The sequence below is a fragment of the Tamlana crocina genome (genome assembly GCA_040429635.1).
GTDB classification, from domain to species: domain Bacteria; phylum Bacteroidota; class Bacteroidia; order Flavobacteriales; family Flavobacteriaceae; genus Flavisericum; species Flavisericum crocinum.
This window is the reverse complement of the sequence record CP158972.1, coordinates 110,561-126,006: the sequence shown is the minus strand read 5'-3', so window position 1 is coordinate 126,006 and position 15,446 is coordinate 110,561. Positions and strand designations below refer to the sequence as shown.

Sequence of the window (15,446 nt, the reverse complement as noted above, 5' to 3'; positions counted from 1 at the left end):
AGGTAAAAACTTAGCAACTTTTTTATTGGGACTTAAATGAAAGTTGTAGAATATGTGTTTAGTTCTATGCTTTGAAACTTTTAATGTATTCACTTGGTGTTTGACCAAATTGCCTTTTAAAACATGTTCTAAAATATTTGATATCAGAAAAACCAACCATAAAAACAACTTCTGTAATGGAATATTGCCCTGAAACAATAAGTGTTGCAGCACGTTTTATTCGAATAGTCCTAATAAATTCTGAGGTTGATTGGCCTGTAATGGACTTTATTTTTTTATGAAGTGCAGATCGACTCATGCTCATATCTATTGAGAATTTCTCAACTGTGTAATCTGAATTGTCTATATTTTTGTCAATAAACTGGTAGGATTTTTTTAAAAAGTTTTTGTCCAATTTATTGGACAATTCTTTCCAGCTGGAAGGTGTGGATTTTGTTTTGAATTTTTCTGCCCATTGCTGTTTCGTTCTTAAAATGTTGTTTACCCTAAGCCTTAGGATTTCCATATTAAAGGGTTTTAAAACAAATTCATCTGCGCCGGCCTCTAGGCCTTCTTTCTCATTTTCCAATCCTAATTTGGCGGTAAGAATTATTACAGGAATATGGCTTGTCTTGATATCGTTTTTAATGATTTTACACATTTCTGCACCATTCATAACAGGCATCATTAAATCAGATATTATGATATCTGGACTCATTTTTAAAGCAAGGTCTAGCCCTTCTTGCCCATTTTTAGCGTTTATTACCTTATAGTGTTTTTCAAAGTAATTTGATAAATAGTTTCTCAGGTCGATGTTATCTTCAACCACCAGTAATGTTGGCGTTTCTTTAGGGTGTTCAATCTTTTTGGGGTTTTCTTGGGGAGAAATCAAATCACTCTTAAAATCTTTTACTTCATTTTTAACAAAGCTAAAGTTGTACTGATTTGGTTGGGTCTCCAGCATTGAGCTATCTTCGTATTCTTGTTTGGATATGGGAATTGAAACCGTGCATGTAGTGCCTTTGCCCACAATGCTATCTATGGTAATACTTCCTTTATGGATTTCGACCAAACGTTTCGTGTAGGCCAAACCTAGACCAGAACCTGTTTGTATGGAATTGCTTTCTTTTTTAACTTGATAGAATCTATCAAAAACGCTTGGCAAATCTTCAGCTGCTATCCCAACACCCTGATCAACTACTTTTATAACAGCACAAACACTGCCATTTGTGTTTTCTTTATCTAAAATTAGTTCAATACTTCTGCCTGTGGGTGTAAACTTGAAAGCATTTGATAATAAATTATAGACCACTTTTTCTATTTTGTCGTTATCAAACCATCCTTCAATAGATTTTTCACTGGTTTTAAACTTAAAGCTTATTTGTCTTTCTGATGCAATTTCTTCGAATGCATTATAAATTTCAGTCAAGAAACTCACAAAATCGCCTTCTTCTACGATTAAATTCACATTTCCTGATTCTACGCTTCTAAAATCCAGTAATTGATTTATTAGCTTTAATAAGCGTGTGGAATTTTTATACATGATAGCATTTAGGCGCTGTAAATACTTAGTGTCACTGCTCCCTTCCATAATTTGCTGAAGCGGCCCTATTATAAGGGTAAGCGGTGTTCTTAATTCATGGGAAATATTAGTAAAAAACCTTAATTTCATCTGGTTCATCTCTTGGGATTTTTCATGTAGTGCGCTTTCCAGTTTTATTTGGTTTTTAAGTTTTATTTGGTTCCACCTTACCTTATTAACTACAAAAATTAATATGCCAAAAACGAATAAAAAAAAGATGATTGCAATTGTCGTTAGGTACCAAGGTGGCGTAATTGTTATCATGACTTCTTTGGGAACATCGCTCCAAACTGAGGCGCTATTTGAGCCGTACACTTTAAAAACATAATCTCCAGGAGGTACATTGGTATAAGAGGCAAATTTACGTTCTTGTCCAATTGTAGTATGCGACTTTTCTTCAAAACCTTCTAAAACAAACCTATATCTGTTTTTTTTGGGATTAGAATAATGCATGCTCGAAAAAGCCAATTCAAAAGAATTTAAATGATAAGGTAGCACAATTTTTTCGATGTCATTAATTCCTTTGTTTAAAATGATTTTACCGTCTATTTCTTCACCTACGCTTATAGACCTATTGAAGAGTTTAAAATCTGTAAAGGTTACTTGTGGTTTCTGGGAGTTAAAGGTTAAATTATCTGGGTAAAAAAAAGTGAATCCGCCTACGCCTCCCGCGAGCATCATTCCGGAGGAGGTAAATTCCATGGCATTATCTGCAAATTGATTAACATTAAACCCATCTTTTTTTTCAAAATATATAATTTTCCCTGTGCTAGGGTTTAGTTTGGAAATTTGCCTGGTATGTATGGACCATATATTCCCGTTAAAATCCTCTCTTATTTGAGAAATAACATCACTAGGTAAACCATTTTCAACTGTATAATGAGTGAATTTGTAATCATTTTTATTAGAATAGCTTAAGCGATTTAGACCGCCTCCATATGTGCCAATGTATAAGTCTCCATTTTTTGCTTGATGAATATCTACTATATGGTTATTGCTTAAAGTGTTCGAGTCTTCAGGGTCACTATAAAATTTTTTGAAAGTTACTTCACCAGTTGAAGAACGATTTAATCTATTCAGTCCATTAACAGTACCTATCCATATAACCCCTTGGTTGTCTTCTAAAATATCCCTTACATTATTGCTTGATAGGCTTGTAGAATCCTTTCTGAAAGCATTATAATTAACAGTATAATAAGAATTGGTTTGTTTATTAAAGCTCATTTTTATCAAACCTTTTTCCCATGGACCGAACCAAATATTTCCTTTACGATCTTCTTCTATTGCAAAAACTCGACTATTGATTGTATTTCCTAAATTATCTTTTACATTGTCAATTTCCTTGATTTTATAAGCTTGTGATGATTCGTTGTATTCAATCTTGAAAAGGCCATTTAGAGCGCCTAACCATATAGAGCCTTCTCTGTCACTGAACAATCGTTTAATTTCTGGAAAAAAAGGGTCTTTATTTATTTTTATACCACTAATCGAGTCTAAATAAATTATAGGAAAATCTGTTTTTTGGGATATGTTGCCTCTTAACAAGTCTTTGTCTAGAGCAGTAATAATGCCATCTTGTGTTCCAAACCAAAAATTCCCTTTTTCGTCTTCACAGATTGTGACTACCTCAGATTTAAACAACTGTGAGGAATACTCGCTACTTAAATATTCTGTTGAATTATAAAAAAAATGACTTTCTAAATCCATTTTAAAAAGACCATTTGTTAAGGCGCATAACCACAATACATTGGAATTGTCTATAAAAATCTTTTGAAAGTCTTGATTATCTATAACGTTTTTCAATTGTTTGTCTTCTGACAAATTTTTAATCTCTCCAGATTCAACATTATAATTAAGAAGTAGCCTATTTCCTGCAATCCATATTCTACCTTCTTTATCTCCAGACATATTAATTAGCCGTTGTTCTTTAAATTGGCTAGTGGAAATACTTGTTTTAAGTTCAATTTTTTTAGACTCAGCAACTTTTAAACTGTCATTTAGTTTTATTTTTAACAGTTCAAGATCATCGTTTATAACCCACAAGGTGTTTTTGGGATATTCTACAAAATCAAGCACGACATTATTGCTTTTGCACAAAGAATTTGTAAAATTGGTAGAATTTAGAGATAGTTTTGGTGCAGAGCCATTTTTCTCAAAATCTATTTGGTGCACCTTGACATCATTTGTAGGTGTTAAGAGCCAAAATTTACCATTTGATGAAGGTTTGATGTTTGTAATATCGAGTTTTACCCCACTATGTTTGTTCAAAAAGAAATCATATTTTAGTTTTCCTTTGTTGTCTATTTCAAAAAACTTAACTCCATCAAAATAATTTACAAATAAAATACCCGAATCTGACTGATATATCCTGTTTTTGCCTGTGAAATCTGGACTATCGCCATCCTTAAAGTAAGTGTCTATTTTTCCTGTATCTGGATTTATTCTATTGAGACCCGCTATTGTGCCTACCCATATATAGCCATCTTTATCTTCAAACAATTTAAAGGTAACACTACTGCTTAAACCCTTATCGTCTAATCCATAGTCATATAACTTCATGGAATAACCATCGTACTTATTAACTCCATTTAGGGTGCCAAACCATAAATAGCCGTTTCTATCTTGAATGATACTTGTAACTCTATTGTGTGATAAGCCTTCTTCCACTCCAGTTTGCTGCATTCGCCATTGGGAAAACAAGGCCATATGGATGAGAAAAAAAACACTAGCTAAATGAGTTTTTTTTGCAGTTATAATCATTTATCTTGTAATAAAAACCTTGGTTTAATGTTTTACATTATCTAAGTTTAAGGAACTTCTAGATTTCATTGTTAGCATACAAATACCTTATAGCCCACTCTATATTTAAAAATATTGAGTAAATCTGTAAATTCAAAATTTGTAAAAACGGAATTTTCAATTTAAATGATGATACGCCAACTAATATACCTTAAGCTTTGTATTCGGCCATGTATGTGTATTAGGTTTTAGTAAAGTTAAGGGTTTTAAAATAAACAGGAATATTTTTTTGTTAGGGACACATAAGCTTGTTGCAAATAGGGAATTGTTAATGCGTAATGAAATAGGACAATAGTAATTTGCTGAAAATTTATATTAAGAAAACGGACTAGCTTGTTTTGTGTACAGTTCTTAACTATGATAATTAATTATTTTGTCTCTATTCAAAATACCTCTAGAATCCATAGTAGTTTTGATAGAGCGCATTAATTGAATCTCTTCATTTGAACGACAAAATTTTAGATACGTTTTTTTATGAGATCCTATGCCGTGTTCGGCAGATACTGAGCCTCCTAGGTCTGTTAATGGGGCGTAAATAATTTTATTAATTTTATCTGTTAGGTCTTGACTATTATTGGTTTTACTGATTAGAAAATGAATGTTGCCATCGGCCACGTGCCCATGTGCAAAAAAGTTTTCTACTTCAGGTATTTTGTTTAAAATGTCAAAAATAGAATCTACATAGGTGCCTATTTCAGAAATGGGAAGGCTAATATCAAAGTTTTGTACATTGTTACATTGGTCTACTAAAATATCTACATCTTCACGGATTCTCCAGAACAACTCGGTGTGCTTCACTGATTGCGATACGGCAGCATCTAAAATTAGTTCATCTATTAAAGCTTCTTCTAATAATTCTTCTAATTTTTGCTGGTCTTGTTCTTGATTACTGCCCAAGCCCTCTATAAGTACATAGTATTTGTAACCATAGGGAAGGGGTTTGGGGATATTTGTAGCAGGCGCAGTCATGGCTTTGAAATTGCGTTCCCATAATAATTCATAACCACTTAAAATGCCTGCCAATCCGGCATCTATAAATTTTAAAAAAGCGATTACTTTATTAAAATCGTTCATGGCAACAAAGGCACTGCTTCTGCTTTTTGGTTTTTGCTGAAGTCTTAATACGGCTTTAGTGATTACGCCTAATGTCCCTTCAGAGCCAATAAACAGGTGTTTTAAATCGTATCCCGAATTATCCTTTATGATTTTTTTTAAAGAAGAGATAATAGTCCCATCGGCTAAAACCACCTCAAGTCCTAAAATGAGGTTTCTGGTCATGCCATAACGGAAAACACGAAGTCCGCCAGCATTGGTTGCAATAACGCCACCAATTTGTGCAGACCCTTCTGCGCCAAAGTTAATTGGAAAGAGTAAGTCTTTTTTTTCTACTTCTTGGTGTATGGATTCTAGAATTACTCCAGATTGTACCGTTATTGTTCGGCTGGAAATATCGAATTCTTCTATAGTATTCATTTTTTCCATACATATAACAATCTCATCAGCATTGGTTTCAGTGCTGCCGGCTAGGTTAGTTAACCCTCCATGTACAACAACGGGTTGGTGGTTTTTATGGCAAATGCTTAAAACGTCTGAAACATCTTGGGTGCTTAATGGAAATATTACCGCTTTGGCAAGTAAAGGTTTGTCTGTTTCCCATATGTGGGAATATCTTTCTCTAACTTTATCTCCTAGTAGAACTTTATTGCTTCCAAGTTTTTTTTCGATTTCTATTATATGTGCTTCAATCATAATTATGAAACTAACTTATAAATTATTGAGATCCTGCGTTTATAGTATTTTCTCCTAAACCTTCTGATCCGATAGCAAGATATCCTCCATCTACGGCTAGATTAGTGCCCGTAATGAAAGAAGCATCGTTACTTAATAAGAAGAGTACGGGTCTTGCGACTTCAATAGCCAGCCCCATACGTCTTAGTATATGAAAACGCCCCCAAATAGGGTCCCATTTTTCTCGGCCACCTCCATCTAGATTTGCGGCTTTATCGGTTTCTTTAGTCCATATCCACCCAGGGTCTACACTATTTACCCGTATTTTATAGGGCGCAAAATCTAGAGCTTGGCATTTGGTTAGTTGGTTTACAGCTCCTTTTGAGGTGTTGTACGTCCAACGGTCTTTTTGAGCTATATGAGCGGAAATACTCGAAATATTTACAATAGCACCACCTCCATATTTTTTCATGTAAGGGTAAACTTCTTGAGCCATTCTTGCATAGGCCAAAGGCCCTACTTTAAAACTTCGCATCCAATCTTCTGTTTTAGCATTCATTCCTGCTGCGGCAAAAGAAAAAGCGTTGTTGACCAAATAATCAATTTTGCCATATTTTTTATTTGTTTCGACTACACAGGCCTTGCAAAATGCTTCGTCTCCCATATCGCCCATTAAAAATGTTGTGTTATAGCCATTTTTGGCATCTTCTTCTTGCTTTATTTTGCCCGATTCGCTAATGTCTGTAAATAGAACTTTACCGCCTTCTTTGCAAAATTCTTCGGTAATAGCACGTCCTAAACCTGAAGCTCCGCCAGTAACAATAGCCACTTTTCCTTCAAATCTTTTCGGAACAAAAGCATGGTTGGTTTTATATAATGTGTTATTCATAGTTGTTTAAATTATAAGTTGTAAAAGCGAATGGCGTTAGTCCTAAAAATTTTAGCGCGTTCTTTTTCGTTTAGTCCTTCTGTTAAAGAAACCGCGGTTTTAAACCATTTTGACCAAGATGATGCACGAAGTGCATGGGGCCAGTCGCTTCCCCATATTAGTTTTTCAGGGCCAAAAACGTCAATGACCGTGTCAGAATAAGGTTTTAAGTCATCTATATGCCAATGCTCTAAATTGGCGTTACAAACTAGGTTTGAAAATTTACAGTAGTGAATACCTGAACAAGCAAAAGCTTTTAGGTATTGTTTCCAGGGTTGGAGCTGGTTTTTTATGATATTTGGGTTGCCGATATGGTTCAAGATGAACCGCGTATCCGGACATTTTTCTACAAGTTTTAAAACGGCAGGAAAATGGTTTGGGTTTATTGTTAATTCAAAGTGCAGGTTATTTTTTCCTAAAAGTTTTATGCCCTCTATAAAATCTGGACGCAAACAAAAATTAATGTCCTCTTTAGGTTGAATAAGTTGCCTTACGCCTTTTATTTTTGGGTTTTGGGCAAACTGCTCTAATACTTCTGCCGCAGCATTCCCAGTATGTATAGGAGCCCAAGGAATTATGGCAGCTAGCCGTTTGTCTTTTTGGGCAAGAGCTTCAACCCATTCTATTTCTTTTAAAAAATGAGAGGGTTTACATTCGGCTTGAACGAAAATCATTTTTTCTACAAGCTGTCCGGCTGTGGCAATATCGTAATCAGGTAATAAAAAAGTTCTGTTTATTTTAGGAAACTGGCTTAACCATGGGTAGTCTAAGTGTTGTATGTCCCAAAGGTGTATGTGTGAGTCAATTATTGATAAGTTTTCCATTTCTCTATTGGTGTTAAGCAGTTACCCATTCATTACATAAGTGGAATACCCTAAAAGTGTAAATGCTAGACATAACACTAAAATTCCTGTAACCATAATACGGCGGGGAATTGCTCCTGAGTTTTTCCATTCACCGCCTAATGCGCCTGCTAGGTTTCCAGCCAGAATGGATGCCAGTATCATCATAGGAAATCCAGCATAAGCACCGTAAGGTCCCATGGCATTTGCGCCAATGCCATAAATGATAATGCCACCTGGCCACGCTATACCCATGAAAATGGCTCCTATCCACTCTTTAGAAAAACGACCTTTAGATAAGTTTTTTAGCGTTCCTTTTTTCATCATCATATAAAAACCGTAAAAAGTGTTAATGGAAAAATTAGCTGTAAACACAAGGCTCCAAATTGCAAAACTTGTTGCGTAGTCTTGTACCTGCATTTTTGAAGCCTCCTCCGTTATTGGAGTGCCAATAATAAATGCAAAATTAACGGCAGCCGAAAGGATGCCAGAAATTAAACAAAATAAGATGCCAATACGAAATGTTCCAGTTTTCTTATGGTCTCGCGTATTTAAAGCCTCTTCTTTCTTTTGACCAGCAATTGATATTATTACTACACCTATAATCATTACAATAATGGCCAATATTAATATATAGCCACCTGTTGTTAAGAGTTTGTTAGGTTCAAATACAGATAGTGGTACAATTGAGCCAAAAACGTTAATAAGCCCCATAAGTATTGATACGCCTAAAGCCATCCCAAGAGCAGCAATGGCCCGCCCCCAGTATATTCCTCCAATACCCCAGAAAATCCCACAAAAAATAACGCTAATTAATACTGAATTGGGAATGGCGCTATATAATTGCCATAAATTATCTACAAAAAGATATGATAAAGGCCAGGGTAGTAATAAAAGAGCCAAAAGTGAACCAATGCCCCATATGTTCTCAAACTCCCAAGTTTTTACCTTGGTAACAGGAACAGAGAAAAGGCCTTCTAAAATTCCTCCTAATGCTACGAGTAATATGCCTACAAAAAATGTCATTTTATATATTTAAGTTTGTTAATGGCACATAGAGCAAATCTATACTTTTCTGCTATATAGTGGTTTTAATGTTTTACTATTAATAAGTTATTTTATAAATTTTTCCATCTGCTTTAGTTAACATATATATGTCTCCGTTGCAATCTTGGCCTAACCTGAGATCCACACGATTTTTTTTGATAAGTTGTGCGAAATCTGTTTGTTTTTCATTTAATACGATGTTTAATTTTTTAATGTTTCTTTGTTTCGTTTCAGAAAGATCCGCTATAAAAATGGTGCCAACAGGTATATCTCCAAATATATATTTCCCATTAAAGGGCGGTTTTTGGGCAAAAAAGCCTCCACTAATAGCTACCCCGTCATCGTGGTCGTATTCAATTACGGGATATGTAACTCCGTATTCGTCATCATTTTGTGGTAACGGATAGGCTAAACTTTGGTTCCCAAAGGTGTTTAGAACAAAAGTGCCTTCGCGAATGGGCCAGCCATAAAACTTACCGGGTTCTATAAGGTTTACTTCTTCTACTATTTTATGTCCTATATCAGTAGCAAACATTTGTCCTTTTGTGTTCCAGCAAATTCGGTTTGGGTTCCTAAATCCATAAGCCCAAATTTCTTTTTTCTTTTGTTTAGATTTAGTAAAAGGATTGTCTGTTGGAATTCCGTATTTACCATTGCCACTATTGTTTCCGCTAGGGTCTATTCTTAAAATAGTGCCCCAAACTTGCGACCCCTCGTGCAATGCAACCTCTGGAAAGCCTTGACCCACACTGCCTCCGTCTCCAAGGCTAATGTAGAGCATTCCGTAATCAGATTCATTTTTAGAGCTAGTTGGGTTAAAAGCAATTTCTTGAATACCATGCATGATGGTTACAAAATCAATGCGCAGCAGTTCTCGAACAGTTCCTTCAAAACTGGTGCTTTTTGGGTCTTTATTTTTCCATTCTTTAACCACCCATTGCATTTTTGTAGGGATACTGTCTGGAAGAAAAAAATCGGCTTTTTTAGTGTATGGCTTTTCTGAATGAGCGGTGTAAAACAATCCGTTTTTTTCAAAATTAGGATGAAATGCAAAGCTTCCAAACCCGGTGCCTAATCCAGGTTCGTGAACAAAATTTTTGTTGAATTCTGAAATTGATGCATATAATTTAGGCTGGTTGTTATTTAATTCATAAAGTTTGCCTCTCAAATCGTTGATAAAAATCCGCCCAGAATTACCGGCACAATCCAATTTATTTATTCGTGCTAATGTTGGACTTTTTGCAGATGCAGGTACTTGAGCAACAAATTTTATATTTGCATTTATATCAGAATAAACCAGCGTGTCTTCAATCGGGTTATCAATAGGATTTCCTAGATTGGTGTTGCTGGTTGCTTTCTTTTTAGAAAACGAATTAATATAGCTTATAAGTTCATTAAATTCTTTTTCAGATAAATCTGGAAACCCAGGCATATTTATCTTGTATTTTTCATGCAATGCAAGTGCTCTTTCATCATTTTCAGAAAGCACTAAAGACGGGTTTTTTATGAATTCCTTTATCCACTGCACACTAACTTCTTTTGTAATTCCACTAAGGTTGGGGCCTATGGCGTCTTGATTAAAGTTGTGGCAGTAGCTGCATTTTTGCTCAAATATTACTTTGCCGTTTAGAATGTCTTCATCATCCGTACTTAAGTAACTACTTGTAAGCTCCTGTTTTGACTCTGATCGACAACTATATAGTACTAATGATATTAGAATTATATAGAGTAGCCTTATTTTTGTTGGCATATTAATTCTGTTCAACCTTTTAGAGATAAAATTATATTTCAGATTTAAACTTGTAGCTTCCTGACCCGATTTCATACATCTTATATTCTCCTTCTTGTTTTAAGAACTTTATAAGATTTGAATCTATTTCATGACCAGACTCTAAAACATTATTGCCTTCCTTTGAAGGGATGTAAACGGTTGCGCTGGTGTTTACGGGTATTTCTACTTCTAAATTAAAATAGTGGCCTTCTATGGACCAAGAGGAGGTAATGTTTCCGTTTATAGAAGCGTATTTGCCGCTGGCGTGAGATAGTGACATGTTACCTAATTTAGGTTTTATTATAATATTATTAAAACCGGCGTCTTTGGTTTTTATGCCTGCAATGTCGCTAAACAGAAATTGTGAAAAAGCCCCAAAGGCATAATGGTTAAAAGAATTCATTTCGGCATTCATTTCTCCGTTAAAACCATTTTCAGGTGTGTAACTGTTCCATCTTTCCCAGATTGTAGTGGCGCCATTTTTAATCTGGAAACCCCAGCTAGGATAATCCTTTTTTAATAAAATTTCATAAGCCAAATCAGAGCGCCCAATAGAGGATAGTGCTGGCAATAATTGTCTAATCCCCAAAATACCTGAGGATGGCAAGTTGTTGTTTTTAGCTAATAAATCCACAAGATGTTTTCCTGCTTTTTCTTTTAGGTTAGGGGGTAATAAATCAAAATAAATAGCTGTTGCGTAAGCCGATTGCGTGTGACCTGTAAAGCCTTTTTCTCCTTCAAAATAACCTTTTCCGTCTCCGTAAACAGCTTCATCAATTTGAAATTTTCCGTCTTCATCTATATAGTGCTTTATAAATGCGGTAACCGATTCGTTATATAATACCTTATAATAGTTTGCCTTTTCTTGATTACCAATGGCAGCACTCATTTCAGACATAATCTTTAATGCATATTGGTAATGCATAGATGCAAGTATATCATGTGAAAGGTGTTTGTCGGTCATGGACAACCAATCTCCAAAACCACCTATAGGTCTTGCATCTGTAAATGAGTGCTCTGGGTAAAATTTATGTACTTTACTTTTTTCTATATGATAATCCATAAATCGTGTCATAGACTCGTAATGGTTTTCAATAACTTTGGTGTCATTGTAGAATTTGTAAGTGTTGTAAGGCACCATTACACCTGCTTCCATCCACCCTGGAGAATACCAAACCAATTTAGGGTAAGGCCTAGGGGCAAAAACGGCATAGGGTCCGTTATCGTATTGCGCATCACGAAGATCTGCAAACCATTTTCTGTTAAATGCACCTATGTTGGCATTGTATAGTGCAGACCTCGAGAAAATTTGTACGTCGCCCAACCATCCTAAACGTTCATCCCGCTGCGGGCTGTCTGTAGGAACTTCCATAAAATTAGAATGTTGTGTCCATATCACATTTTGGTACATTCTATTTAGTATTTCATCGGATGATGTAAAGGAGCTTTCAAAAGGGATCGAAGACCCAAAGGGTATGCCAGTAATGGTTTCTTTGGTTGGCTTTGTTTTTAACCCTGTAACTTCAACATACTGAAATCCATGATAAGTGAATTTTGGTTCCCAAGTTTCTACACCTTCACCTTTTAAAATGTAAGTGTCTGTAGCACGCGCAAACCTTAAGTTTTCTGTCATTAATTTACCATCGTCATGTAGTCTTTCTCCAAACCGGATAACTATGGTGTCGTTTTTGTTTCCTTGTACTTGTAGTCTTGCGTGCCCTGCAAAGTTTTGCCCTAAATTAAAGATATATGTGCCTTTTTCAGGTTCTGTAATTTCAATGGGTATAATTTCATCATATACTTGTATGCTATTTCCAGGATATGCCTGAATCACACCTTCTGTTCCTTGGTGGATGTAGACAGGCGACCAATTTTTATCGTCATAGTTGTTGGTGTTCCAATTTGTTAACTCTAAATTGGCGTTATATTCAGCTCCCATAAGTAAATCTGCATAAACAAAAGGGCCTTCGTTAGCTTTCCAGTTTTCATCTGAAGTTATAATGTCTTTATCGCCATTATCATATTCAATTTCTAATTGAGATAGTAAACCAGGGTGTAGGCCGTATAATTCTCTGTTTCTTGGTTTTGATAATACTTTTGGGCCAACATAACCGGCATACCAAGCATCGCCTAAAATAGCCCCAATAGTATTTTCGCCTTTCTTTAAATAATCAATAACATTATAGGTTTTGTAATAAATGCGTTTGTTGTAATCGCTCCAACCGGGGGCCAATAAATCGTTTCCTATTTTTTTTCCGTTTAGTGATACTTCAAAAGCGCCAAGAGCAGTTATGTACAGTGTTGCGTTTTTTATGTTAGGTTTTGTGGTGAACGATTTTCTTAAATATGGCGGGGGCGGTAAATGTAAAGTGTCCTTTTTGTTTTTATCTGTTGTTTTGTAACCAATCCATTTAGCCTTCCAGTCAGATTTTTTGAGCAGACCCATAGTCCACATATTTGTTTCGCTCCAGGCCGAGGCCACGTCGTTTTCATCCCAAACCCTAATTTTAAAATAGCAATGTTGGCCAGATTGTAGCGTTTTGCCAGCATAGCGTATCTGTGAGTTTTGTTCAGATATTAATTTGCCAGAATCCCACAGAATGTTTTTATCATTGTCTAGATCTTCTTTTAAACTGGCTACTTTAATTTGGTAGGCGGTTTGTTTTTTGTTTCTACCGTTTGATGTCATAATCCAATTAATGCTTGGATTAGGGTCATCAATACCCCAAGGATTGTCAAAATAATTAACTGTTATCTTGCTGATGGTTATGCTGTTGTCTGTTTTTTTTTCGCACGAATAAAGCAGGATAAGTGATAGAAATATTAATGTGATTTTTTTCATTTGTCTTTTTTTAAATTGAATGTGAAATTTACAAAGGGGTAGTTCTTGGATTAACAAACTTATGGCTAAAATTGGATTTTTGCATCCTGTAGTTTCTGTCAGTATTTGTTTTTTGCGGGTGCTTTTGTGTTGGCAGATGTGAAAAATAGTGGTGTTTTATGAATCTGTTTTGTGGCTTATTTTGAAAACATGTGGGCTGTTTTTTTTAGACCATAAAAGGAAGGGCGTATCAAATCGAATTTATGTTTTTATCTACAAGATTTTATAAAGAGTAAAAATATACTTATATAAAAGTGCAAGTAAACAAGTGGTTTTAGCAAACCTCTAAAGTGGTGATTAAAACCTTTGGTGCATCGTCTTTGGTTTAAATTGGTAAACCCGTTTAAAGGAGAGAGGTGTGTTTGTGTGTTCTTATTTAAAAATAACGAATAGCGAATACATTTGCCCCCCAAATTAAACACATTTGCCCCGTAAAAGTTTGAAATTGCCCCCCCTTGACGAAAACATATCTCCTCAGTTGGGAGGCGGAAACATTGTAATATTGCTATATGCTGCTTTGTGTTGGCATGAAATGGGGTACTATTTCTCATGCTATTATTTACAGGCAATACTTTAACCACTAAACTTTACTGATATGGAAATGACCAGCCTTATTAAAATCGATGATTATTCAAGAGAATCTAAATATGAACAAATTGTAAAATCGATAATCCATAATATTTCTGTTGGAAATTTGGTAATGGATCAAAAAATCCCATCGATTAATAGTTTTAGCGAAAATTTTTATGTGTCTCGAGATACTGTTGAAAAGGCGTATAATATTTTAAAGAAGCGTAATGTGATTTCGTCTGTAAGGGGTAAAGGTTTTTATGTAGCAAAAACACAGCTTATATCAAAGGTTAATATTTTGTTTTTAATAAATAGGTTGAGTGCTGATAAAATGAAAATTTATAATGCCTTTGCGCAAACAATTGGATCAAATGTGCATATTGACCTACATATTTACAATAGCGACGAAACATTGTTTTTAAATTTATTGGAAGAGCGTAAGCTGTCTTATGATTATTATGTGGTAATGCCTCATTTTAAAACAGAGAACAAAGAGCATACAGGAATGACCCCAAGAGTGTCTCATGCTTTGAAAAAAATCCCTGAAAGCAAACTTATTTTAATGGACAACGGTTTAAACTCTTATCAAAATCAGATTATAACGGTATATCAAGATTTTGAAAAAGACATTTACAGTGCCTTAATGGAGGGGTTGCATACATTGTGTAAATACCAAAAAATAACACTGGTGTATCCACAAGAATCTATTTGCCCATACCCACGAAGAATTTTTCATGGCATAAGAAAGTTTTGCAGCATGCACCAATTTGATTTTGAAGTTGTAGATGAAGTGTCTCACGATATGGTTATCGCCAAAGGGGATTTGTTTATTATTATCGAGGAGTCTGAATTGGTTGCTTTTGTTAAACAGGTAAGGGAGAAGGAGTATAAATTAGGAGAAGATATTGGGGTTGTTTCTTATAACGATACCCCCTTAAAAAATCTATTTGGAATTTCAGTGGTATCTACAGATTATGATGTTATGGGAGATATGGCTGCCAAAATGATTTTAAACAAGGAAAGAGGGAATTACAAAGTGCCGTTTAATTTTATCCACAGAGAATCGGCATAAAAACTTGTGTCGTCTTGATGATGTACAGGCTTATAGTAATCAGTATAACGATACTATTTTTGAAGCTAAGAGTGTAACCGCTTAAACGGGCTAGAAACAACAGGATTTTTCTTAATAGAATATTTCTTGCAAAACAATTTAAAACGCCCTTCATTGAGTCTTGTTCCGTAATTATTCAGAGAAGATAATAACCTTTTATTATTAGGGCAACATAGCGTAACAAAGCTAATGTCAATGGGTTTCTTAA

8 protein-coding genes are annotated in these 15,446 nt (G+C 35.0%); 1 reads left to right on the top strand and 7 read right to left on the bottom strand.

Features of this window, described 5'->3' with window-relative positions:
* Positions 1–64: 64 nt before the first annotated feature.
* From ABI125_00510 to ABI125_00480, 7 genes are all read right to left on the bottom strand, one after another.
* Positions 65–4,243, bottom strand: coding sequence for a two-component regulator propeller domain-containing protein (locus tag ABI125_00510; GenBank protein XCF06359.1), 4,179 nt, complete (start codon positions 4,241–4,243; stop codon positions 65–67).
* A gap of 468 nt (positions 4,244–4,711) precedes the next feature.
* Entirely contained in the window at positions 4,712–6,109 is a 1,398-nt protein-coding gene (locus tag ABI125_00505) for an FAD-binding oxidoreductase (protein ID XCF06358.1), read from the bottom strand.
* Positions 6,110–6,131: 22 nt separating this feature from the next.
* Positions 6,132–6,977, bottom strand: a complete 846-nt coding sequence (locus tag ABI125_00500; GenBank protein XCF06357.1) for an SDR family oxidoreductase — start codon at positions 6,975–6,977, stop codon at positions 6,132–6,134.
* Positions 6,978–6,988: 11 nt separating this feature from the next.
* The gene (locus ABI125_00495) at positions 6,989–7,840 is read right to left on the bottom strand and encodes an amidohydrolase family protein (protein XCF06356.1); all 852 of its coding nucleotides are present in this window, start codon (positions 7,838–7,840) and stop codon (positions 6,989–6,991) included.
* A gap of 21 nt (positions 7,841–7,861) precedes the next feature.
* The gene (locus tag ABI125_00490) at positions 7,862–8,884 is read right to left on the bottom strand and encodes an L-rhamnose/proton symporter RhaT (GenBank protein XCF06355.1); all 1,023 of its coding nucleotides are present in this window, start codon (positions 8,882–8,884) and stop codon (positions 7,862–7,864) included.
* Between the two features lie 79 nt (positions 8,885–8,963).
* Positions 8,964–10,655: a PQQ-dependent sugar dehydrogenase gene (locus ABI125_00485; GenBank protein XCF06354.1), complete on the bottom strand. Its 1,692-nt coding sequence runs from the start codon at positions 10,653–10,655 to the stop codon at positions 8,964–8,966.
* Positions 10,656–10,686: 31 nt separating this feature from the next.
* Positions 10,687–13,518 (bottom strand): family 78 glycoside hydrolase catalytic domain, encoded by a 2,832-nt coding sequence (locus ABI125_00480; protein XCF06353.1) that lies wholly within the window; start codon positions 13,516–13,518, stop codon positions 10,687–10,689.
* 634 nt (positions 13,519–14,152) lie between these two features.
* Here ABI125_00480 and ABI125_00475 point away from each other — a divergent pair.
* The gene (locus ABI125_00475; protein XCF06352.1) at positions 14,153–15,199 is read left to right on the top strand and encodes a GntR family transcriptional regulator; all 1,047 of its coding nucleotides are present in this window, start codon (positions 14,153–14,155) and stop codon (positions 15,197–15,199) included.
* The last annotated feature ends 247 nt before the right edge of the window (positions 15,200–15,446 follow it).